This window comes from Streptosporangium pseudovulgare (assembly GCF_014648055.1).
Lineage (GTDB): Bacteria > Actinomycetota > Actinomycetes > Streptosporangiales > Streptosporangiaceae > Streptosporangium > Streptosporangium pseudovulgare.
Genome location: NZ_BMQJ01000006.1, coordinates 270,528 through 291,368, shown reverse-complemented (window position 1 = coordinate 291,368; position 20,841 = coordinate 270,528). Strand labels below are relative to the sequence as shown.

The window sequence follows — 20,841 nt, the reverse complement described above, 5'->3', positions numbered from 1 at the left end:
TCCGGCTAGGAAACGTTTCTGTTATAGATCAGCCTGAGCCCGATCAAAGTGAGCCACGGCTCGTGGACGTCGATCGAGCGGGCCTCCCCCACCACGAGCTGCGCCGCGCTGCCGGTGGCGACGACCGTGACGTCGTCGGGGTCGTCGGCCAGCTCGGCCGCCATCCGCTCGACGATCCCGTCCACCTGCCCGGCGAAGCCGTAGATGATGCCGGCCTGGAGCGCCTCGACGGTGTTCTTGGCGATCACCGAGCGCGGCCGGACCAGCTCCACCTTGTGCAGCTGCGCGCCGGCCGCCGCCAGGGCGTCCACTGAGATCTCGATGCCGGGCGCGGTGACCGCGCCGACGTACTCGCCCTTGGCGGAGACGGCGTCGAAGGAGGTCGCGGTGCCGAAGTCGACGATCACGCAGGGCCCGCCGTACAGGTTGATGGCGGCGAGCGCGTTGACGATGCGGTCGCTGCCGACCTCCTTGGGGTTGTCCATCCTGACGGGCACGCCGGTGCGGACGCCGGGCTCGACGATCACGGCGTTGACGTCGCCGTAGTAGCGGCGGCACATCTCCCGCATCTCGTTGAGCACCGACGGCACCGTGGAGCAGATGACGATGCCGTCGACGTCGGTGCCCTTGAGCAGCGGCGACTGGCCGAGCAGGCCCTGCAGCACCACGGCTATCTCGTCGGCCGTGCGCCGGGCGTCGGTGGCGATGCGCCAGTGCTCGATGACCTCCTCGCCCTCGAAGAGGCCGAGGACGGTGTGGGTGTTGCCGACGTCGATGGCGAGCAGCATCAGTATCAGTTCCCTCGAAGGTCCATGGCGATGTCCAGCGCGGGCGCCGAGTGGGTGAGCGCGCCCACGGCGAGGTAGTCGACGCCGGTCGCGGCCACCTCGCGCGCCGATTCCAGGGTCAGGCCCCCGCTGGACTCCAGTCGTGCCCTGCCGCCCACCAGTCGTACGGCCCGCGCCAGGTCTTCCACGCTGAAATTGTCCAACAGGATCTCCTCGGCTCCTTCCGCGAGCACCGGCTCGATCTGGTCGATCCGGTCGACCTCGACCTCGATCGGCAGCCCGGGGTACGCGTCGCGGACTGCCCGGAACGCCTCGGCCACCCCGCCGGCGGCCACGACGTGATTGTCCTTGATCAGGGCGGCGTCCGAAAGCGACATGCGGTGGTTGACCCCGCCGCCGCAGCGGACGGCGTACTTCGCGAGCGCCCGCAGGCCGGGCAGGGTCTTGCGGCTGTCCCTGATCCGCGCGCCGGTGCCCGCCACGGCCTCGACCCAGCGGCCGGTGAAGGTCGCGATGCCGGACAGGTGGGTGAGCAGGTTGAGGGCGGTCCGCTCGGCGGTCAGCAGGTCGCGGGTGGGGCCGGTGACGGTCATCAGCACGTCGCCGCGGGAGACCCGCTCGCCGTCCTTGACGCGGCGCTCGACGACGACGCCGTCCCCGCCGACGCGGAAGAAGACGGCCTCGGCGAGGGCCAGCCCGCAGACCACCCCGTCCGCGCGGGCCACCACGTCGGCGGTGTCGGTACGGCCGGCGGGGATGGTGGCGGCGCTGGTGACGTCGCCGGCCTCCTGGAGGTCCTCCCGCAGCGCGGCCGTGACGACCGCCTCCGCCTCGGCCGGGTCGAGGCCCGCCTCGGCCAGGTCGGCCGCCACCCGCGGCGGCAGCCCGGTCGCGCGCCGCTCGTGGGGCACGTACGTCATCGTCATTCCCTCCGATGTCAGGGTCAGGTCCAGGTGGCCCAGCCACCAGGCATCATTCCGGTCGGGGAAGTCCTCGCGCCAGTGCGAGCCGCGGGTCTCCTCCCGGTTGCGGGCCGCCGCGACCAGCGCCGACGCGACGGTCAGCAGGTTCGTGGCCTCCCACGACTCGGTGCACGGCTCGACCGCCACCGGGGTCCACCGCGCGCCCAGCAGGGCTTTGGCGACCTCGGTCAGCGACTCCTCGCCGCGCAGCACGCCCGCGCCCCGGCTCATGTGCGCCTGGATCCGGGTGCGGGTCCGGGGGTCGGCGAGGCCGGACGGCCGCTCGTCGGGGACGGGGTCGCCGGGCGCGGGCCGTACGGCGTGGATGTCGGCGGCGATCCGCTCGGCGAAGACCAGCCCTTCGAGGAGCGAGTTGGAGGCCAGCCGGTTGGCGCCGTGCACGCCGGTGCAGGCCACCTCGCCGCAGGCGTACAGGCCGGGCACGTCGGTACGGCCGCGCAGGTCGACGCGGACGCCGCCGCTGGCGTAGTGGGCGGCGGGCGCGACCGGGATGGGCTGGGTCACCGGGTCGATGCCGTGCTCCAGGCAGACCGCGTGGATCGTCGGGAAGCGAGTGCGCCACTTGTGCTCGCCGAAGTGGCGGGCGTCGAGGTACATGTGGGCGGCGCCGGTCTCGCGCATCCGCCGCATGATCGCCTTGGCCACGACGTCGCGGGGGGCGAGGTCGGCCAGCTCGTGGACGCCCTGCATGAAGCGGGTGCCGTCGGCGTCGACGAGCACCGCGCCCTCGCCGCGGACCGCCTCGGAGATCAGCGGCTGCTGGCCGGTGGCCTCCTCGCCCAGCCAGAGCACGGTCGGGTGGAACTGGACGAACTCCAGGTCGCGTACGACGGCTCCGGCCCGCAGCGCGAGGGCCACGCCGTCGCCGGTGGAGACGACGGGGTTGGTGGTCGCGGCGTACACCTGGCCCATGCCGCCGGTGGCCAGAACCACGGCGCGGGCCCGGACCGCGCCCACACCGTCGCGCTCGCCCTCGCCCATGACGTGGAGGGTCACCCCGGCCGCCCGGCCCTCGGCGTCCTTGAGAAGGTCGAGCACGAGGGCGTGCTCGATGACCTCGATCGCCGACTCCCGGATCGCCTGCACCAGGGCCCGCTGCACCTCGGCGCCGGTGGCGTCGCCGCCCGCGTGGACGATGCGGTCACGCCGGTGGCCGCCCTCGCGGGTGAGCTGGAGCCCGCCTGCGGCGTCGGTGTCGAACCGCGCCCCGGTGGCGATCAGCCGGCGCAGGGCGTCCGGGCCCTCGGTCACCATGGTCCGCACCGCCTCGGTGTCGCAGAGGCCGACGCCGGCGAGGAGGGTGTCGGACAGGTGCTCCTCGGGGGTGTCCCCGGGGTCGAGCACGGCGGCGATCCCGCCCTGCGCCCAGCGGGTGGACCCCGACGACAGCACGTCCTTGGTGACGACCAGGACCCTGGCGGCGGGGTCGAGGGCCGCGTACCGCAGGGCCAGGGTGAGGCCCGCGACACCGGAGCCCACCACGACCACGTCGGCCTCGACCGTCCAGCCCGGGGAGGGCGCGGTCAGCCTCTGGGGGATGGCCGGGATCGTCATTGCCGCCTCCTTGTGGGATGGGTAGAGGCACCTGATTTCGTCAATGTGACGATAACGGGTGCCGGACGATGCTTCTTCCCCGGGGTGCCCCCAACACCGGCCCGCGGACCCCCGGGACCTCTCCACACCTGGCCCGCGCACTCCCCGGGACGCCTTCGACCCCGGCCGGGAGCCCCCGGAACGCCTTCGCGTCTGGTCCACAGAGGGCCTTTCATGGGATGATCAGATGATCTTTTCTCATCGAGGCCGCCGCCCCGGAAGGTCCAGGCGAGGCCCGTCGTCCCTGGAGGCCCGTCATGCACCAGCCCGTCACCGTCGTGACCGGAGGCAGCCGCGGCATCGGCGCCGCGATCTGCGCCCGCCTCGCCGCCGACGGCCACGACGTCGTCGTGGGCTACCGCTCCGACGCGACCGCGGCCGAGGCCGTCGCCGAGACCGTCCGCGCGGCCGGCCGCCGCTGCCTCACCGTCCCGTCCGACACCGCCGACGAGACCTCCGTGGACCGCCTCTTCGACGCCGCCGCCGAGCTCGGCCCGGTCACCGGGCTGGTCAACAACGCCGGGATCAGCGGCGGCAACGGCCGCCTCGCCGACGCCGACGCCGACGGCATGCGCCGCGCGCTGGAGGTCAACGTGCTCGGCTACCTGCTGTGCGCCCGCCGCGCCGTACGGGACATGTCGCGGACCGGCGGCGGAGCGATCGTGAACATCTCCTCGGCCGCGGCCACCCTCGGCAGCCCCGGACAGTACGTCCACTACGCCGCCACCAAGGCCGCCGTGGACACCATGACCGTCGGCCTGGCCAAGGAGGTCGCCGCCGACGGCATCCGGGTCAACTGCGTGGCCCCCGGCATCATCTGGACGGAGTTCCACGCCGACCCGGAGCGCCCGGCGAAGCTCGCCGGCACCATCCCCATGGGCCGCGCCGGGCAGCCGGAGGAGATCACCGGAGCCGTCTCCTGGCTGCTCTCGGCCGACGCCTCCTACACGACGGGGGCGATCCTGCGGGTGGCGGGAGGCATGTAGGACTTTCGCCGGGCTCCCGGGACGTCGGTTTCCGGGGGCCGGGGCTCCGAGATCTCCGGGCCGGGATGACGGGGGGCGGGGACGCCGGGCGAGGACACGGGGGGAGGACAGGGCCGGGAACTCGGAATACGGAAAGGCTCCGCCGGGGATACGAAAACCCCCGGATGCCCGAACCCTGACGTTTCCGCCGGACAGTACATAGGCGTGGAAACAGATATGCATGCCCGGGTACGCGCCGGCGACGCCGACGCGTTCGGGCAGCTCTTCGACCAGTGCGCCGGATCGGTGTACAACCACGCCTTCCGCCTGACCGGGGACTGGTCGGTCGCCGAGGACATCGTCTCGCTGACCTTCCTGGAGGCGTGGCGGCTGCGGGCCAGGGTCGACGCCGTCGGCGGCTCACTGCGTCCCTGGCTGCTGGGCATCGCCACGAACGTCGCGCGCAACACCACCCGCGCCGCCCGCCGGTACCGGGCCGCCCTCGCCAGGCTCCCCCCGGGTACGGCGGAGCCGGACATCGCCGACGAGGTCGCGGGCCGCCTGGACGACCGGCGGTCCCTGGACGAGGTACGGGCGGCCCTGGCCGGGCTGCGCCGCTCCGAGCGGGAGGTCCTCGCCCTGTGCGTGGGGGCCGGCCTGGGCTACACCGAGGCCGCGCGGGCGCTCGGCCTGCCGGTGGGCACCGTGCGCTCCCGGCTGTTCCGGGCCCGCAGGAAGCTCGCCACCCTCACCGGTACGGCGAAGCCCCCGGAACCGCACACCGGCCGCGGACAGACAGATGGTGACCGCGGAACCGCGGTCCGGTCCGTTCGGGAGACCACCGCATGACCACTCCCCACGCCCTTCCCACGCCCTTCCCACGCCCGAAGGCGGGGGTCTCCACCCTTCCGAGGAGAGTCCGTTGAACGTCGACCCCGACCCCTGGGCGAACGCCGAACGCGCGCTTCCGGCGGACCGCCATCAAGTGATCAAGGAGTTCCTGATGCAGGAGATCCAGCAGGACCCGCGGCCCGCCCCGGCCCGCCGTCTCCCGTTCCGCCGTCCGGTCCTCCTCCTCGCCGCCGCGGCCGTGGCCGCCGCGGCGGCGGTCACCGTGCCGATGGTGACCGGCGGGACCCCGGCCTACGCGGTGGCCGAGAACCCGGACGGCTCGATCGAGGTGCAGATCAAGGAGTTCAAGGACCCGAAGAAGCTGGAGGCCGATCTGAAGGACCTCGGTCTCAACGTGGTCGTGGACTACGTGCCGCCGGGCAAGCGGTGCGAGGGGACGCGCGGCGACTTCCTGCCGGAAAGCGAGGCCGGGGACCTCCTGACCGTGGACCGGGAGAAGACCGGGATCGCCAAGCGCCTCGACGAGATCACCCTGCGGCTCGATCCGGCGGTCCTCAAGCCGGGCCAGACCGCGATGCTGCAGTTCGCCGAGATGCGGGGCAACCCCAGCGGCGTCGTCATGGCGTCCCTGGCGCGGATCACGAACGGGACCGTGGCGCCGTGCGTCCTCGTCGACTCCCCCACCCCGGGCTTCGACGAGTACCGCTGACAGGCCGGCCGCCGGTGCGCCGAGCAGGGCCGCGCCGGCGGTTCCGCCTGGCGGGATCCGCTCACCGCCGTCGCCGACATAGGTGGATTTTTCGGGGAAAGTCGACGCTTGACTCTTTGAGCTAATGACATTAGCTTTCAGGCTATGAAGATTAGCCGAGAGGAGCGGACGATGGTCGAGACGCTGAAGGTCGACGGTGGCGAGATCGCGTACCGGGTGGCCGGGGAGGGCCCGCTGGTCGTCCTGTCACCCGGCATGGGCAACAGCAAAGAGGCGTATCGATTCCTCATCCCCCGGCTCACCGCCGCCGGATACCGGGTCGCGGCCGCCGACCTGCGCGGACACGGCGAGTCCACGCTCGGCTGGCCCTCCTACACCCGTACCGACACCGCCGGCGACCTGATCGCGCTGATCGAGCACCTGGGCGGCCCCGCCGTGATCGTCGGCCACTCGTTCTCCGGCGGCGCGGCCACCATCGCCGCCGTGCGACGACCCGACCTGGTCAGCGCCGTCGTCGAGATCGGTCCGTTCACCCGCCCGCAGCAGTTCGACCTCGGCGGCCTCCTGCGCGTCCGCCGCCACCGCGCGGGCATGCTGCGGCTCCTGGGCGCGGCCATGTTCAAAAGCCCCGGCCTGTGGAAGAGCTACCTCGATGTGGCCGTCCCCGGGGTCAAGCCCGCCGACTGGACGGACTACCTCGCCTCCCTGGAGGCCGACCTGCGCAGGCCGGGCCGGATGGCCGTGGTCTCGTCGATGGGCTTCGCCGCCCCGGACGACGCCGGCGAGGCCCTGTCGGAACTCCGGTGTCCCGCCCTTGTCATGATGGGCGACCTCGACCCCGACTGGGCCGACCCCGAGGCCGAGGCCCGCGCCATCGTCGACACCCTGCCGGAGGGGCAGGGGTCGTACGTGATGATCGAAGGCGCCGGGCACTACCCGCACACCCAGTTCCCCGAGGAGGTCGCCGCCGCGATGCTGCCTTTCCTGAAGGAGCACACCCGTGCCTAGGGCCTCCCTGTCCCGAGAGACCGTCGTCGGCCTCGCGCTGCGCGTCGTGGACGAGGAGGGCCCCGCCGCCCTCACCCTGTCGGCGGTGGCCGCCCGGGCCGGGGTGGCCACGCCGTCCCTGTACAAGCACGTGCGGAACCTGGCCGAGCTGCGCGAGCTCCTCTCCGCACACGTGATGGGCGAGATCTCGGCCCGCATCGGCGACGCCGTACTCGGCCGCTCGGGCGACGAGGCCCTGCACGCCCTGATGACCGCCTGGCGCTCATACGTCCGGACCCACCCCGGCCGCTACGCGGCCATGATCCAGAGCCCGCAGCCGGGCTTGGCGGAGGCGGGAGAACGCCTGTTGGACGTCATGTTCGCGGCCCTGCGCTCCTACGGGCTGACCGACTCCGAGTCGGTCCACGCGGTCCGCTGCCTGCGCTCGGCCGTACACGGCTTCGTCCTGCTGGAGGCCGCGGGCGCGTTCGGCCTGCCCGAGTCACTCGACGACACCTACGAGCTGCTCACCCGTATGATCACCGCCGGCCTGCACGCGCCGCGGCCCTGACCTCGGAACGTCCCGTACGGAGACCGGGACCCCGAGGCCGGACGGAACGCCCGCGCCGGGAGGCGCGGCTCGTCACCGCGTGGAAGGACCGGACCACGGCCGGTCCCGGAATCCGCGGTGATCGGAGTCCCGAGACCGGCCGAAGCGCCTAGGCCGGAACGTGCCGCTCGTCGCCGCGCAGGAGGCCCTCGGCCCCCGGGATGGCCGGGTCCGGCGCCTCGGCGGGGTCGTGACCGAGACCGGTGACCCGGTTGCCGCGGTCGACGTGGACGATCCGGGGCCGGAAGTTCCGCGCCTCGGCGTCCTCCATCTGGCCGTACCCGATGATGATCACCAGGTCGCCCACGTGGACGAGCCGGGCGGCGGCGCCGTTGATGCCGATGATCCCCGAGCCGCGGGGGCCAGGGATCGTGTAGGTCACCAGCCGGGCGCCGTTGTCGATGTCGACGATGTGCACCTGCTCACCGGGGAGCAGTCCCGCGGCGTCCAGCAGGTCCTCGTCGATGGTCACCGATCCCACGTAGTGCAGGTCGGCCTGGGTGACGGTGGCCCGGTGGATCTTGGAGGTGAGCATGGTCCGGAGCATGCCTCGAAAGCCCTTCCGTACGGTCGCGCCGCCCCGTGGCGTGCACGCCTGATGCGGAATATATCCGAGCCCGCCCCGGGCCCTGTTCGCCGTGTGCTCCGTTTCACCGGATTCCCGCCGGACGTCCGGCCCCGCCACGGGACGGGGCCGCGGGCCGTCACCGGGACCCGCGTGCCCCGAAGGCGCGTACGGAGGTCAGAGCGCGACGGTCACGTTGTCGATCAGCCGGGTGGAGCCCACCTTCGCCGCCACGGCCAGGATCGCCTCCCCCACGTGGTCGTCGCCGACCTCCTCGAAGGTGGCCGGGTCGACCAGGATGAGGTAGTCGAGGGACACCGCGGGCTCGCCGTCCAGCACCTCCCGCGCGGCCCGGCGGATCTCCGCGGGCGTCCGCCGCTCCGCCCCCGCGAACAACGCCCGGGACAGGCTCAGCGCGGCCCGCCGGTCGTCGCCGGACAGGTAGCGGTTGCGGCTGGACAGCGCCAGGCCGTCGGCCTCGCGGACCGTGGGACCGCCGACGACCGCGACCGGCACATCGAGGTCGGCGACCATCCGGCGGATCATCGCGAGCTGCTGGGCGTCCTTCTGGCCGAACACCGCCACGTCCGGCCGTACCAGGTTGAACAGCTTGAGCACCACGGTCAGCACGCCGTCGAGGTGGCCCGGCCGGAAGGCGCCCTCGGCGACCGCGCCCATCCGCCCCGCCGACACGCCGACCTGCCGGTCCGGCAGGTACATGTCGTCGGCGGAGGGGGCGAACACCAGGCTCACCCCCTCGGCGGCGCACACCTCCAGGTCCGCGTCGAACGTCCGGGGGTACCGGGAGAAGTCCTCGTTCGGGCCGAACTGCAGGGGGTTCACGAAGACGCTCACGGCCACGTGGTCCGCCTGCTCCCGGGCCAGCCGCATGAGCGAGCGGTGCCCCTCGTGCAGCGCGCCCATCGTCGGTACCAGCGCCAGCTCGGCCGTACCCCGGGAGATCCCGCCGTGCGCCCCGAGCGCCCGGCGCGCCTCGGCCAGCTCGGCGCGGTTGCGCGCCACGATCACGTCCATATGTTGCCTCCCAGCGCGTCCAGGAGGCGCTCGGCGGCCTCGGGCTTGAGCAGCCCGGCCGCCAGCGCCCGGTCCGCCGTGAGCCTAGCGAGCGCCACGTAGGCGTCCGCCGCCTCGGGGGCGGCCAGGATGAGGGCGTCGATGTGCTTGCGCACCGTCCCGGCGTCCCCGCGCACCACCGGCCCGGTCAGCCCCGCGAGGCCGAGCCGCAGCACGTTGTCCAGGGCGGCGCCCAGCAGCGGGCCGAGCATCCTGCCCGGCTGCTCCACGCCGATCCGCCCCAGGAGGTCGGCGGACTCGGCGATGAGCGTGACCATGTGGTTGGCGGCGCCGGCGAGGGCGGCGTGGTAGAGCGGCCGGTCGGAGTCCTCGATCCAGACCGGCTCGCCCTCCATCTCGATGACCAGCGCCTCGGCTACCGGGCGGAGCGGGCCGGGCGCGGTGACCCCGTAGGAGATGCCGACGAGGCGGCGCAGGTCGTCGTCCCTGCCGGTGAAGGTCATCACCGGGTGGAGCGCCAGCGGCAGCGCGCCCGCCTCGGCGGCCGGGTCCAGTACGGCCAGGCCGTACGCGCCGCTGGTGTGGGCCACCATCTTGCCGCGCAGGTCGGCGCCGGTGCCGGCGAGACCGGAGACCAGGCCCGGCAGGACGTCGTCGGGGACCGTCAGCAGGACGAGGTCGGACCGCGCCACCACCTCCTCGGGGCGGGACGGGGCGACGCCGAGCCGCTCGGCCGCCCGTTCCCTGGAGGAGTCGGAGACGCCGCTCGCCGCGACGATCCGGTGGCCCGCCCGCGCCAGGGCCGCGCCGAGCGCCGAGCCGACCCGGCCCGCCCCGACCACCCCGACGGCCAGGCGCGCCGGATGATCACCTGCGTCCATGTTGTCCCGTCCTTGACCGCATCGGGGGCTCCGTGTCCAGTTGACCAGAGTAACGGGCGCGGCTTTCCCGCCCACGCACCGGCACGTGCCCGCACGCCCGCGCCGTACGGCCGCACGCTCAGTGGATCATCGGCCCGTGGAGCACGCCGGACCTGTAGCGTCGTGGGCGTGTGGCTCACCTGGCGCGTCGCGATGGAGCAAGCGCTCTACGGCGAGAACGGCTTCTACCTGCGGGAGCGCCCCTCCGGGCACTTCCGGACCTCGGTCGGCGCCTCTCCCGTCTTCGCCGAGGCGGTGCTGCGCCGGCTGGTGGCCGTGGACGACGCGCTCGGCAACCCGCCGGCGGTCGACCTGGTGGACGTCGGCGCCGGAGAGGGTGCGCTGGCCGCCGGGGTGCTCGCCGCCGCGCCGCCCGGCCTCCGCGAGCGGCTGCGGGTGACCGGGGTGGACCTCGCGTCCCGGCCGCTCTCGCTCCCGGCGGAGATCCGGTGGGCGCACGCCGTACCCGGCGGCGTCCGCGGCCTGGTGATCGCCAACGAGTGGCTGGACAACGTGCCCCTGGACGTCGCCGAGCAGACGGCGGACGGTCCCCGGCTGGTCCTGGTGGACCCGGCGAACGGCGCGGAACGCCTCGGGGACGCCCCCTGCGACGCCGACCTCGCCTGGCTGGCCCGCTGGTGGCCGATGCGCTCGCCCGGTGAGCGGGCCGAGATCGGCAGGCCGCGCGACGAGGCGTGGGCCTCGGCGATCGTACGGCTGGCCGCCGGGGAGGCCGTCGCGATCGACTACGCGCACTTCCTGGCCGGGCGCCCGCCGTACGGCACGCTGACCGGTTACCGCGACGGGTCCCTGGTCCCGCCGGTGCCGGACGGGTCGTGCGACATCACCGCCCACGTGGCCCTGGACGCCTGCGCGGCGGCCGGGGAACGCGCCGGGGTCACCGGGGCACGGGACGCCGACGCCGAGGCCACCGAAGGTGCCGAGGTCATCGGGGGTGCCGGGGGTGCCGGGGGCGTCGGGGGTGCCGGGGGCGTCGGGGGTGCCGGGGGCGTCGTCACGACGTTGACCACCCAGCGTCGGGCCCTCCTCGATCTCGGTGTGACCGGAACCCGCCCGCCCGTCGAGCTCGCCCGCACCGACCCGCGCGGCTATCTCCAGGCCCTCACCAGGGCGTCCCAGGAGGCGGAGCTGATCGCCACGGGCGGCCTGGGCGACTTCGGCTGGCTGGTCCAGTCGCGCCTCTGAACGGGCCAGCCGGCCCGGGCTCACTCCCGAACGGGACAGTCCTCCTGAACGGGACGGTCAGACCTGGCTCGTCCCCGAGAGGACCGGCCGGCTCCGGCTCGTCCCCGAGCGGGTCCTGCCGATCCTGTCGCGTCGGCTGAGCCGTCCGTCCCCTCCGGTGCCGACCGGGTCACCCGGTCCTTCCGGTCCCGTCTGACCGGTTTTCCAGGAACCTCGATCTCCCAGGAATCTCGGTTTTTCCAGGAATCTCGGTTTTTCCGGGAACCGGGGATCGGGCCCGTGGCAATCACCGGTGTCATGACAGACAGCGAGAGGCACCAGATGCGACAGGAGAGCCGAACGGCGACACCACCTCGGCCCCCGGACCCGGAGGAGATCGACGACGCCGCGGTGATCGCACGATCCCGATACGAACCCGAACGGTTCGCCGTGCTGTTCGCCCGCCACGCGCCGACGCTCAAGCGCTACGTGATCAGGCGGCTGGGCCAGGACCCGGCCGAGGACATCGTCGCCGAGACCTTCACGCTGGCCTTCCAGCGCCGGGAGTCGTACGACCCGGCCTACGGCGACGCACGGCCGTGGCTGTACGGCATCGCCACCAATCTCATGAGGCGCCACCGCCGCCAGGAGGTCAGCATGTACCGGGCGCTGAGCCGGACAGGGACGGACCCGGTGGTCGAGCCGTTCACCGACGAGGTCGACCGGAGGGTCACCGCGGACGGGCAGCGACGCCGGCTCGCCGCCGCCCTGGCGGGTCTCTCCCGGCCGTACCGGGACGCGCTGCTGCTGGTGACCTGGGGCGACCTCAACTACGAGCAGGCCGCACTGGCGCTCGGCGTCCCGGTGGGAACGGTGCGCTCGCGGATCAGCCGGGCCCGGGAGAGGCTGCGCCGGGCGCTCGGCGGCATGGACCCGGCCATCGAGAGCGAAGGGAAGATCGGATGAACGAGATCGACATCGTCAGGAACCTGCGGGACGAGGTTCCGCACCGGCCCGACGTGCACGCGGAGGAGCGCCGCCTGCTCGCCGAGATCCGCGGCGGCTCCCCGTCCCCCGGCCGGCGGCCCGCGCGCCCGGCGTTCCGCCCGCGCTGGGGTCTCGCCCTGGCCGGGGTGGGCCTCGCGGCCGGCGCCGTGGTCGCGGTCCAGGCCGGCGGGATCGAGGAACCGCGGGACCGGCCGGCCGTCGCCGGGCCGTCGGCCGACCGGCCGCCCAGCGCGGCCGTCGTCCTTGAGAACGCCGCGCTCGTCGCCGCCCGTGCCGAAGCCGCCGACATCCGCCCGGACCAGTGGGTCTACCGCAAGGAGTCGCAGCACTTCCCGCACGGTGACCTGCCGACGTTCGAGATGTGGGCCCGGATGGACGGGCAGAGAACGGCCGTCCGGGAGGAGGGCGGGGAGCTCAAGATCGGAAAGGGGGAGAAAGGACCGATGAACCCCGCCACGACCCAGCGCGACGTGGACGCCCTGCCGACCGATCCGGACGCGCTGCTCGCCCACTTCCGCGGCATGGATCGGGACATGACCCCGCTGTCGATCTGCCAGCCCAACTGCCCCGCCGGAACCGAGACGGACGTCAAGGCGTTCGGGACGATCGGGTGGTACCTCAAGTTCGGTCCCATGATCCCTCCGGAGAAGACCGCGGCGATGTACCGGGCCCTGGCGAAGATCCCGAACGTCAGGATCGAGGAGAACGCCACGGACGGGGACGGCCGCCCGGGGATCGGCGTCGTGCTCGACCTCGGACCGGCGGGCAAGGGGTACTACATCCTCGACGCCCGGGACTACCGCTACCTCGGCACGAAGGTCGTGACCGGCGACGACACCGCCGCCATGTCGGTGCTGGGCTCCGGCGTCGTCGACGAACCCGGGCAGACCCCCTGATCGGACACGACGAACACCGGTGAAGGGCGCCCCGGCCGGGCGCGACGGTCGCGGGGGCGGCGTCGGACGGCGGGGGCGCGTCCGTCCCGTACGGTCATGTCCGTCCCGTGCGGCGCGTCCGTCCCGTACGGCGGGTGCGACAGATGTGGCGGGTGCGGGCGGGTGCGGTGGTCCCTCAGGCGCCGACGGTCCCGTCGATGCCCTCCCGGAGGAAGTCGGCGTGCCCGTTGTGGCGGGCGTACTCGTGGATCAGGTGCAGCATCACCAGCCGCAGCGAGACGTTCTCATCCCACCTGGGGTTGTACGCCGTCACGTCGAGCGACTCGGCCTCCCGCTCGATCCGGCGGGAGTGCTCGACCTCCGCCCGCCAGGCGTCGAACGCCTCGGCACGGGTGGCCGTGCTCGCGTCGTAGGCCACCTGGTAGTCGCCCTCGTCCGACCAGACGAGCGGGATGTCCTCGCCGTTGATGACCTTGCGGAACCACGTGCGTTCCACCTCGGCCATGTGGCGCACCAGGCCGAGCAGCGAGAGCGTCGAGGGCGGCATCGACCGCCGCCGCAGTTCCTCGTCGGACAGGCCCTCGCACTTCATGGCCAGCGTCGCGCGGTGGTAGTCGAGGAAGGCGCGCAGCGTCTCGCGCTCCCCCGCGGTCAACGGCGGCCCGATCCGCTCCGTGGTCACTGCCCGCCCCTTCCGATCGTCGGTTCCGCGGCGCCGGGCCGTACCGGCTCTGAGTCCCGGAACGCGCCCACGCCACCCCGGGAGAACATAGCGGCACGCCGTCGCCACCCGGAGTCCGGCCCGGGACGCCGTTCCGGCGCCTTCCGGGAGATTCAGTCGGGGATGGCGTAGGTGTACGACCACACGAACCGGCTCGCCGCATGCACACCACACGCGTACTCGACCACCTGCCCGTCGGCCGTACGGGTGACACGGCGTACCTCCACGACCGGTTCCCCTGACGGAAGGTCGAGGAGGAGCGCCTCCTCGGCGGTGGGCATGCGCGCCTGGATGTCCTCGGTGATCTCATGCGGAGGAAGACCCCGGTCGGCCAGCACGCGGAATCCGCCGCCCGGCCCGGCGATCCCCGGTGAGGAATCGACCAGAGGCGTGCCCTCGACATGGGCGGGGAGGTAGTACGAGGTCATCGTGTGGGTGGGGATGCCGTCACGGGTCATGACACGTGCCCTCTCGTACACCGAGGAACCCACCTCGACACCGAGCGCGGCGGAGACCGGTTCGTCGGCCGCGACCAGGGACACGTCCTGCGTCTGGTGCCCCTGCTGCCGAGTGGAGTCACTGCCCGGGACACCGGTGGTGAACGCCTCGACGCTGGTCTGCTCCCAGCGGTGCCGCGCATAGCGATCCGGTCCCAATCGGCGGATCGGATACGCCTCGCGCACGTAGGCGCCCGAACCGTGCCGGGTGACCACCAACCCTTCGTTCCTGAGCAGGATCAGTGCCTTACTCGCCGTACTGCGGGACACGTCGTAGCGCTCGGCGAGATCCCGGACGGAGGGCAGCTTCGCTCCGGCGGGCAGACGACCGGCCGCGATGTCGTCGCGCAGATCGGCCACGATGCGCTGCGCGGGTGACTGAGGATCTGGGTGCATATGAGCACCTTACCGAAGTGTCGTAGGCCATTTCCTTGACGACAAGCCTGACCAGCCTTAACTTTAGGTGTCCTATGACACTTTTACAGACCCGTCAGGACGCTCGCAACGCCTGACGGGCCCTTGATCAGGAAGTGACTCCTGACCCATGACGAACATTAGTGCTCCGGTGCTCGACCGGGCCGCGGCCGGTGGATGTGGTTGTTTCGCAGACGAGCCGCCGATGCCGATGGGGTGCGCCCGATGCGGACACCCGCCGTACGAACACGGCTGTCCCGGCCGGATCGCCGACCACGACTACGCGCAGCCGTCCGGCGAGCTGATGACCGAGCGGATGGAGGCGCGTCACCGGCTGGAGCCAAGGCACGTGCCGCGTTTCGCGCCGCCCGCCGCGGTGGCTCCGGCCGAGATGATCCCCCTGGTCCCCGCCCAGCGCCACCCGGAACCAACCGCCCTGGCCGTCCGGCAGACTCCGGCCCCTGTACGGCAGGAGCCCACGGCCCGGCACCCTCTGGACGCGCGGTTCGCCCCTCAGGACCTCGCCCCGCAGGGCCCCCAGGGCGTGGCAGCCCCCGTTCCTCCCGGCATCGGCGCGAGCAATGAAAACAGCGCGATCACCGACACGAACGGTGAAACCCGCACCACCGCCGAAACGAGCGGAGAGATCCGCACGTCCCCCGGAACCGACCCGTCCGACGTCACCGACGTGCGGGCAGGACCTGGACACGACGACGGAGGTTTGACCTGTGGATCAGCCCGAGGCCGCACGACCCCGACCGGTGATCCCCGGGTGGCGGATCATCCGCAGCGACGCCGGACGGTTCCGGGCCAGCCGGGAGCGCCCCTTCGCCGAGGGGTCACGGTGGGACGGCCCGCCGTACCGGACCGTGGACGCCGACACCTTCGAGGAGCTCCGTGCCGAGGTCATCCGGCAGGAGGAGGCGGCACGGGGACCCGGCCCGCAAGACGCCACGGGAGAGGCGGCCCGATCATCCGGACCGCGAACCGGCGCCCCATCGCGTAGGCACGGGGATCAGCACAGCGGCACGCCGCACCTGTTTCAGGATGGCGTGACCGCCCCCTGAACCGGCATGGCGGTGCGGAGCGCCCCCGTCCCGCACCGCCATGCCTCCACGGACAAACCCCGAGACCGGTCTTTTTGGACCTCTACGGTCAGATGTCCGCGGTCGGAGCGATCACCGATGCGGGTCAAGTAAAGACCATCGCGAATTCAAAGCGTAGCCATGTGAACACTTATAGTGTTCACGTCGTGCCCACCCGTGAACACGAGATCTGGCTCGAACTCATCCAGGAACGCCCCACCCTCGCCGCCGACCTCCTCGGCTGCGTCCGCCCCGACACCGTCCCCGCCCACACCCACGCCCGCGTGGAATCCGCCGACCTCAACGAGTACAAACCCACCGAATACCGCGCCGACACCGTCGTCAGCCTCCGCGACGAGCACACCGACATCGTCGCCGCCGTCATCGTCGAGGTCCAACGCCGCAAAGACCTCCGCAAACGCTGGAGCTGGCCCGCCTACCTGGCCACCCTGCGCGCCCGCCTGTACTGCCCGGTCCTGCTGCTGGTCATCAGCCCCTGCCGCGACACCGCCACCTGGTGCGCCCGCCCCATCGCTCTCGGCCACCCCGGCCTGACCCTCACCCCCCTGGTCCTGGGACCCGACCAGATCCCCGCCGTCGCCGACTCCGCCCAGGCCCAGGACAACCCCGAACTGGCCGTCCTGTCGGCCCTCGTCCACGGCGACGGCGAGAACGGCGAGAAGATCCTCGCCGCGATGCTCCACGGCCTGGACCATCTCGGAATCGACCGGGCCCAAGGTTATATTGACGAAGTGCTGGCCATGCTCCCTGTAGCGGCCCGCCAGATCCTGGAGGCGATGATGCGCACCGGCACCCGCGAGTACAAGAGCGAATACGCCCGCCACTACTTCGGACAGGGCAAGGCCCAGGGCATCGCCGAAGGCGAAGCCAAGGGCGAAGCCAAGGGCGAGGCCAAGATGCTGCTGCTCGTCCTGACCGGGCGGGGCATCGACGTGCCCGACGACGCCCGCGCCCGCATCCTGGAGTGCACCGACCTGGAGCGGATCGAAGAGTGGGGACGCCGCGCCGGCACGGTCGACACCATCGACGAACTCTTCGGCTAGCCCGGCGCCCGTACGGAGGGCGTCGGACGACCGCCGGCAGGGCCGGCGCCCGGCCGTGAAACCGGGGAACGGCGGCGCCGGACCGTGCCGTGGGTCAGCCCAGGATGAGGAGGGCGAAACCCATCACGTTGCGGTAGCCCCGCAGCCAGTAGGAGCGATGCTGGTCCACCTTGGCGCGGGTGGCCTCGGCCTCGGGATGGTCGGGGTTGGCCACGAGCCACTCCTCCACCTCGGCGGTGAAGCCTGACTCGAACTCCGCCCACTCGTCGCCGGTGACGGTCTCGATGCGCAGCGGCCGGAATCCGGCGGCCGTGACCCGGTCCACGAGGCCGGCCAGGTCGGTGCAGTCGTCCACGGAGGTTCCCGGCCACATCCCGGCCAGTTCACCCTCCGTGGGGACGCGCTCCCAGAACTCGGCGCCGAACAGCAGGCGGCCGCCCGGGTTGACCAGGGGGCGCAACGTATGCAGCGCTTTCGAGACGTCGCCGAGAGCATGGTAGGCGCCGACGTTCAGCACCAGGTCGGCGCTGCCGAGGTGTTCCTCGGCCGGGCCCTCGACGAAGGTGACACGGTCGGACAGACCGCGAGCGGCGGCGTCGGCCCGCCCGCGCTCCAGATCGAGTTCGCGAACGTCGACGCCCACCCCGCGCGCCTCCGGTACGGCCTCCAGCACGCTCAGCAGCAGACGACCCCATCCGCAGCCCAGATCGAGCACGGTCGACGGCTCGGCGGCGGCGAGGACGGTCGTCAGCCTGCCTGCTCGTTCGGCGGACAGCGGCCCGTTGAAATCCAGCCGGGTGCCCGCTCTCAGCGGGGGAGGGTTGGTCATGGAGCGCACTGTAGGAGATCGATCGAAACCACCGCGAGGGGTTTTCCGCGCGGGAAACCCCTCGACCTCCGCGGGACGCACGGGCGGGGTCAGATCGTCACGTTGAGGGCGGTGAGGCCGCGGATGATGTAGCCGGGACCCCAGGACGGCTCGGCGGTGAGCTCCATCTTCGGGGCCCGGCGCAGCAGCGCGCCGAACGACTCGATCAGCTCGATCCGGGCGAGTGGGGCGCCGAGGCAGAAGTGGATGCCCGCGCCGAAGGAGATGTGCGGGTTGTCCACCCGTCCCACGTCGAGGCGCGCCGGGTCGGCGAAGACCTCGGGATCGCGGTTGGCCGAGCCGAACAGCAGCGCCACCTCCGAGCCGCGCGGGATGTCCATCCCGCCCACGGTGATGTCCTCCAGCACCCAGCGCTCGAACATCTGCAGCGGGGTGTCCCAGCGCATCAGCTCCTCGATCGCGGTGGGCAGCAGGCCGTGGTCGGCGCGCAGCCGTTCCAGCTCGGCCGGGTTGCGGAACAGCGACCACCAGCCGTTGCCGGTGACGTTGACCGTGGCCTCGTGCCCGGCGTTGAGCAGCAGCACGCAGGTGCCGACCAACTCCTCCTCGGTGAGCCGGTCCCCCTCGTCGACCACCTGGGCCAGCGCGCTGATCAGGTCGTCACCGGGGTCGGTACGGCGGGCACGCGCCAGCTCGACGAGGTAGGCGGAGAACTCCTCGGCGGCGCGCACGGCGGTGTGCTGGGCCTCGATCGAGGGGTTGAGCTCGTACATCCCGCAGATGTCGGCCGACCAGGGTCGCAGCAGGTGCCGGTCGGCCTCGGGCACGCCGAGCATCTCGGCGATCACGGTCACCGGGAGCGGCTCGGCCACCTCGGAGATCAGGTCGCCGCCGCCGCGCTCGGCGAACGCCTCGACCAGCTCGCCGGCGATCCGGGCGACCTTGGGGCGCAGCGCCTCGACCATGCGCGGGGTGAACGCCTTGGAGACCAGCCGCCGCAGCCGGGTGTGCACCGGCGGCTCGACGTCGAGCATCCCGGCCCTGATCACCCGCCAGAACGGGTCCTGGAACTCCGGGTCGTCCGGCCTGCCGAACTCGGCGTGGGTGGCCACGTGCAGGTAGGACCGGCCCAGCCGGCGGTCGCGCAGCAGCGCGTTGACGTCGGCGTGCCGGGCGACCAGCCACTGGCCGGTCGGCTCGAAGAAGCTGACCGGCCGCTCACGCCGCAGTTCGTCGTAGACGTCGTAGGGGTGGGCGACGAATTCCGGATTCCAAGGATCAAAGTGCACGTAGGCATCGTAATGTCCCAGGTAGCCGGGCCCCAAGACCCCCGAGATCCGGGGGACACATGTCCGCATTCCGAGACACGGAGCTTGCGGCGGGGCCGCGGTGGTCGGTTATAGTCCCCGGTAGGTCATGAGTGCCAGCGACAAGCCCCGGCTAGCTGGCCGGCAACCCTCGCGTCCGCGGCGGGGTGCCCCGGGTGAGGACCTGGTCCGGCGCGAGGTGCGCCGGGCAAGCGCGGGCTCCACGCATCAACGCCGTGGCTTGGGGTCCGATGACCTCGAAGGAGAGCCGGCGTGTCCACTCTGACGATCTTCGCCTCCACCGTCCCCGCCGACACCGCCCCCGCCTCCGGCGACGTCGCCGCCGATGCCGTCCGCACCACGCGGACCGCCGTCCCCACCGCCGGAATCGCCGCGCCCCCGGCCGCCCCGTCCCCGGCCGCCGCCGTCCCCGCGACCCGCGCGCCCGAGGGCCGGCGGATCCCCGCGGTGCTCGGCGCGGACCTTGAGGTGCCGGTCCGCGGCGGCCGGCTGGCCCCATACGCCAACCTCGACTACGCCGCCAGCGCGCCCTGTCTGGAGCCGGTGAGCGCCGCCGTCGCCGCCGCGCTCCCGGCCTACTCCAGCGTCCACCGCGGCGCGGGTTACGCCTCCCAGCTCACCACCGCCCGTTACGAGCGGGCCCGGCACACGGTCCGCGCCTTCGCCAAGGCCCGCCCGGACGACGCGGTGGTCTTCACCCGCAACACCACCGACGCCACCAACCTGCTGGCCCGCTGCCTGCCCGAGGGGACCACGGTCGTGGTCTTCGACACCGAGCACCACGCCTCGCTGCTGCCCTGGCGGCACGCCGTACGGCTGGCACCGCCCGCGTTCCCGGGTGAGGCGGTCCGCGCCGCGGACCGGGCACTCGCCGAGATCGAGGGCCCCAAGCTGCTGGTCGTGACCGCCGCCTCCAACGTCACCGGGGAGCTGTGGCCGATCGCCGCGCTGGCGCACATCGCCCACCGGCACGGCGCCCGCGTCCTGGTGGACGCCGCCCAGCTCGTCCCGCACCGTCCGATCAACCTGACCGCGCTCGACCTGGACTACGTGGTCTTCTCCGGTCACAAGCTCTACGCCCCGTTCGGCACGGGCGCGTTGATCGGCCGCCCGGACTGGCTGTCCGGCGCCGAGCCGTACCTGCGCGGCGGGGGCGCGGTGCGGGCGGTGAACGCCCCCCAGACGGGTGGGACGGATGGCTGGGAGGTCGACTGGCACGACGACCCCGAGGCCCGCCACGAGGCCGGCACCCCGAACGTCCTCGGCGCCGTCGCCCTCGCCGCCGCCTGCGACGCGCTGACCGCCACCGGCTGGACCGCGCTGATCCACGAGGAGGAGCGCCTCCTCGCCCGGCTGCGCGCCGGGCTCGCCGGGATCGAGGGCGTGCGCGAGCTGTCCCTGTGGGACCCCGCCCACCCCCGCGTCGGCATCGTCTCCTTCACCGTGGCCGGCCGTACCGCCCGCGAGGTCGCCGAGATCCTGTCCGCCGAGTACGGCATCGGCGTCCGGGACGGCAAGTTCTGCGCCCACCCCTTCGTCCGCCACCTCCTGGACGCCCACCGCCCGGAAGCCCACCCCCAGAACGCCCACCGCCCGGACACCCACCTCCAGAACGCCCACCGCCCGGACACCCACCTCCAGAACACCCATGTCCAGGACACTCACCGCCCGGACACCGCGGACGGCGGCTGCGACGACGGGACCGCCTCGGCCGTCCGCGCGTCGATCGGCATCGGCACCACCGACGAGCACGTGGACCGGCTGGTGTCCGCTTTGCGGGAGATTGCCGCGCGGCGCTGACGTGGGA

Annotated in this window: 19 protein-coding genes and 1 riboswitch; of the genes, 10 read left to right on the top strand and 9 right to left on the bottom strand. The window is 72.8% G+C overall.

What is annotated here, in order from left to right:
* Positions 1-5: 5 nt before the first annotated feature.
* Entirely contained in the window at positions 6-788 is a 783-nt protein-coding gene (locus IEZ10_RS14885; RefSeq protein WP_189247070.1) for a type III pantothenate kinase, read from the bottom strand.
* A 5-nt stretch (positions 789-793) separates the two neighbouring features.
* Entirely contained in the window at positions 794-3,325 is a 2,532-nt protein-coding gene (locus IEZ10_RS14880; RefSeq protein WP_189247069.1) for an L-aspartate oxidase, read from the bottom strand.
* 296 nt (positions 3,326-3,621) lie between these two features.
* Between IEZ10_RS14880 and IEZ10_RS14875 the strand changes: the two genes are divergently transcribed.
* From IEZ10_RS14875 to IEZ10_RS14855, 5 genes are all read left to right on the top strand, one after another.
* The gene (locus IEZ10_RS14875) at positions 3,622-4,350 is read left to right on the top strand and encodes an SDR family NAD(P)-dependent oxidoreductase (protein WP_189247068.1); all 729 of its coding nucleotides are present in this window, start codon (positions 3,622-3,624) and stop codon (positions 4,348-4,350) included.
* Positions 4,351-4,566: 216 nt separating this feature from the next.
* Positions 4,567-5,178 carry an RNA polymerase sigma factor gene (locus tag IEZ10_RS14870; RefSeq protein ID WP_189247067.1) on the top strand — a complete coding sequence of 204 codons (612 nt, stop codon included), beginning with the start codon at positions 4,567-4,569 and terminating at the stop codon, positions 5,176-5,178.
* Positions 5,179-5,251: 73 nt separating this feature from the next.
* Positions 5,252-5,890 carry a hypothetical protein gene (locus IEZ10_RS14865; RefSeq protein ID WP_189247066.1) on the top strand — a complete coding sequence of 213 codons (639 nt, stop codon included), beginning with the start codon at positions 5,252-5,254 and terminating at the stop codon, positions 5,888-5,890.
* 144 nt (positions 5,891-6,034) lie between these two features.
* Positions 6,035-6,898: an alpha/beta fold hydrolase gene (locus tag IEZ10_RS14860; RefSeq protein WP_229811270.1), complete on the top strand. Its 864-nt coding sequence runs from the start codon at positions 6,035-6,037 to the stop codon at positions 6,896-6,898.
* On the top strand, positions 6,891-7,448 hold the full coding sequence (locus IEZ10_RS14855; protein WP_189247065.1) for a TetR/AcrR family transcriptional regulator: 558 nt from the start codon (positions 6,891-6,893) through the stop codon (positions 7,446-7,448). Before IEZ10_RS14860 ends, IEZ10_RS14855 begins: the two co-directional genes overlap by 8 nt.
* Before the next feature lie 148 nt (positions 7,449-7,596).
* On the opposite strand, the gene panD is transcribed toward IEZ10_RS14855, so the two are convergent.
* From panD to IEZ10_RS14840, 3 genes are all read right to left on the bottom strand, one after another.
* Positions 7,597-8,034, bottom strand: a complete 438-nt coding sequence (panD, locus tag IEZ10_RS14850; RefSeq protein WP_189247064.1) for an aspartate 1-decarboxylase — start codon at positions 8,032-8,034, stop codon at positions 7,597-7,599.
* A 195-nt stretch (positions 8,035-8,229) separates the two neighbouring features.
* Positions 8,230-9,087, bottom strand: a complete 858-nt coding sequence (gene panC / locus IEZ10_RS14845; protein WP_189247063.1) for a pantoate--beta-alanine ligase — start codon at positions 9,085-9,087, stop codon at positions 8,230-8,232.
* Complete coding sequence (locus IEZ10_RS14840) at positions 9,078-9,968, bottom strand: Rossmann-like and DUF2520 domain-containing protein (protein ID WP_189247062.1); 891 nt, start codon at positions 9,966-9,968, stop codon at positions 9,078-9,080. The genes panC and IEZ10_RS14840 overlap by 10 nt, the downstream gene beginning before the upstream one ends.
* A gap of 168 nt (positions 9,969-10,136) precedes the next feature.
* On the opposite strand from IEZ10_RS14840, the gene IEZ10_RS14835 reads away from it, so the two are divergent.
* The 3 genes from IEZ10_RS14835 to IEZ10_RS14825 all read left to right on the top strand — a co-directional run bounded on the left by IEZ10_RS14835 (position 10,137) and on the right by IEZ10_RS14825 (position 13,096).
* Positions 10,137-11,213, top strand: a complete 1,077-nt coding sequence (locus IEZ10_RS14835; protein WP_229811269.1) for an SAM-dependent methyltransferase — start codon at positions 10,137-10,139, stop codon at positions 11,211-11,213.
* A 321-nt stretch (positions 11,214-11,534) separates the two neighbouring features.
* A complete protein-coding gene (locus IEZ10_RS14830; protein WP_189247161.1) occupies positions 11,535-12,158 on the top strand; it encodes an RNA polymerase sigma factor in 624 nt (207 codons plus the stop codon).
* The gene (locus IEZ10_RS14825) at positions 12,155-13,096 is read left to right on the top strand and encodes a CU044_5270 family protein (RefSeq protein ID WP_189247061.1); all 942 of its coding nucleotides are present in this window, start codon (positions 12,155-12,157) and stop codon (positions 13,094-13,096) included. The genes IEZ10_RS14830 and IEZ10_RS14825 overlap by 4 nt, the downstream gene beginning before the upstream one ends.
* A 175-nt stretch (positions 13,097-13,271) precedes the next feature.
* Here the strand turns inward: IEZ10_RS14825 and IEZ10_RS14820 are convergent, their stop codons facing one another.
* Positions 13,272-13,778, bottom strand: a complete 507-nt coding sequence (locus IEZ10_RS14820; RefSeq protein WP_189247060.1) for a DinB family protein — start codon at positions 13,776-13,778, stop codon at positions 13,272-13,274.
* Positions 13,779-13,930: 152 nt separating this feature from the next.
* Positions 13,931-14,710 (bottom strand): GntR family transcriptional regulator, encoded by a 780-nt coding sequence (locus tag IEZ10_RS14815; protein ID WP_189247059.1) that lies wholly within the window; start codon positions 14,708-14,710, stop codon positions 13,931-13,933.
* Between the two features lie 1,270 nt (positions 14,711-15,980).
* On the opposite strand from IEZ10_RS14815, the gene IEZ10_RS14810 reads away from it, so the two are divergent.
* Positions 15,981-16,877, top strand: coding sequence for a hypothetical protein (locus tag IEZ10_RS14810; protein ID WP_189247058.1), 897 nt, complete (start codon positions 15,981-15,983; stop codon positions 16,875-16,877).
* Positions 16,878-16,971: 94 nt separating this feature from the next.
* On the opposite strand, the gene IEZ10_RS14805 is transcribed toward IEZ10_RS14810, so the two are convergent.
* Together IEZ10_RS14805 and IEZ10_RS14800 are read right to left on the bottom strand one after the other, a co-directional pair.
* Complete coding sequence (locus IEZ10_RS14805; protein WP_189247057.1) at positions 16,972-17,706, bottom strand: class I SAM-dependent methyltransferase; 735 nt, start codon at positions 17,704-17,706, stop codon at positions 16,972-16,974.
* Between the two features lie 89 nt (positions 17,707-17,795).
* Positions 17,796-18,995 (bottom strand): cytochrome P450, encoded by a 1,200-nt coding sequence (locus IEZ10_RS14800; protein WP_189247056.1) that lies wholly within the window; start codon positions 18,993-18,995, stop codon positions 17,796-17,798.
* A 123-nt stretch (positions 18,996-19,118) separates the two neighbouring features.
* A riboswitch (SAM riboswitch) is annotated at positions 19,119-19,234 on the top strand.
* 166 nt (positions 19,235-19,400) lie between these two features.
* Between IEZ10_RS14800 and IEZ10_RS14795 the strand changes: the two genes are divergently transcribed.
* Entirely contained in the window at positions 19,401-20,834 is a 1,434-nt protein-coding gene (locus IEZ10_RS14795) for an aminotransferase class V-fold PLP-dependent enzyme (protein ID WP_373287398.1), read from the top strand.
* Positions 20,835-20,841 lie beyond the last annotated feature (7 nt).

Bases quoted from the DNA above. Each gene is read 5' to 3' on its own strand.
- IEZ10_RS14885 (WP_189247070.1), bottom strand. From the start codon at position 788: ATGCTGCTCGCCATCGACGTCGGCAACACCCACACCGTCCTCGGCCTC.
- panC (WP_189247063.1), bottom strand. From the start codon at position 9,087: ATGGACGTGATCGTGGCGCGCAACCGCGCCGAGCTGGCCGAGGCGCGC.
- IEZ10_RS14860 (WP_229811270.1), top strand. From the start codon at position 6,035: ATGAAGATTAGCCGAGAGGAGCGGACGATGGTCGAGACGCTGAAGGTC.
- IEZ10_RS14875 (WP_189247068.1), top strand. From the start codon at position 3,622: ATGCACCAGCCCGTCACCGTCGTGACCGGAGGCAGCCGCGGCATCGGC.
- IEZ10_RS14825 (WP_189247061.1), top strand. From the start codon at position 12,155: ATGAACGAGATCGACATCGTCAGGAACCTGCGGGACGAGGTTCCGCAC.
- IEZ10_RS14815 (WP_189247059.1), bottom strand. From the start codon at position 14,710: ATGCACCCAGATCCTCAGTCACCCGCGCAGCGCATCGTGGCCGATCTG.
- IEZ10_RS14840 (WP_189247062.1), bottom strand. From the start codon at position 9,968: ATGGACGCAGGTGATCATCCGGCGCGCCTGGCCGTCGGGGTGGTCGGG.
- IEZ10_RS14870 (WP_189247067.1), top strand. From the start codon at position 4,567: ATGCATGCCCGGGTACGCGCCGGCGACGCCGACGCGTTCGGGCAGCTC.
- IEZ10_RS14880 (WP_189247069.1), bottom strand. From the start codon at position 3,325: ATGACGATCCCGGCCATCCCCCAGAGGCTGACCGCGCCCTCCCCGGGC.
- IEZ10_RS14830 (WP_189247161.1), top strand. From the start codon at position 11,535: ATGCGACAGGAGAGCCGAACGGCGACACCACCTCGGCCCCCGGACCCG.
- IEZ10_RS14805 (WP_189247057.1), bottom strand. From the start codon at position 17,706: ATGACCAACCCTCCCCCGCTGAGAGCGGGCACCCGGCTGGATTTCAAC.
- panD (WP_189247064.1), bottom strand. From the start codon at position 8,034: ATGCTCCGGACCATGCTCACCTCCAAGATCCACCGGGCCACCGTCACC.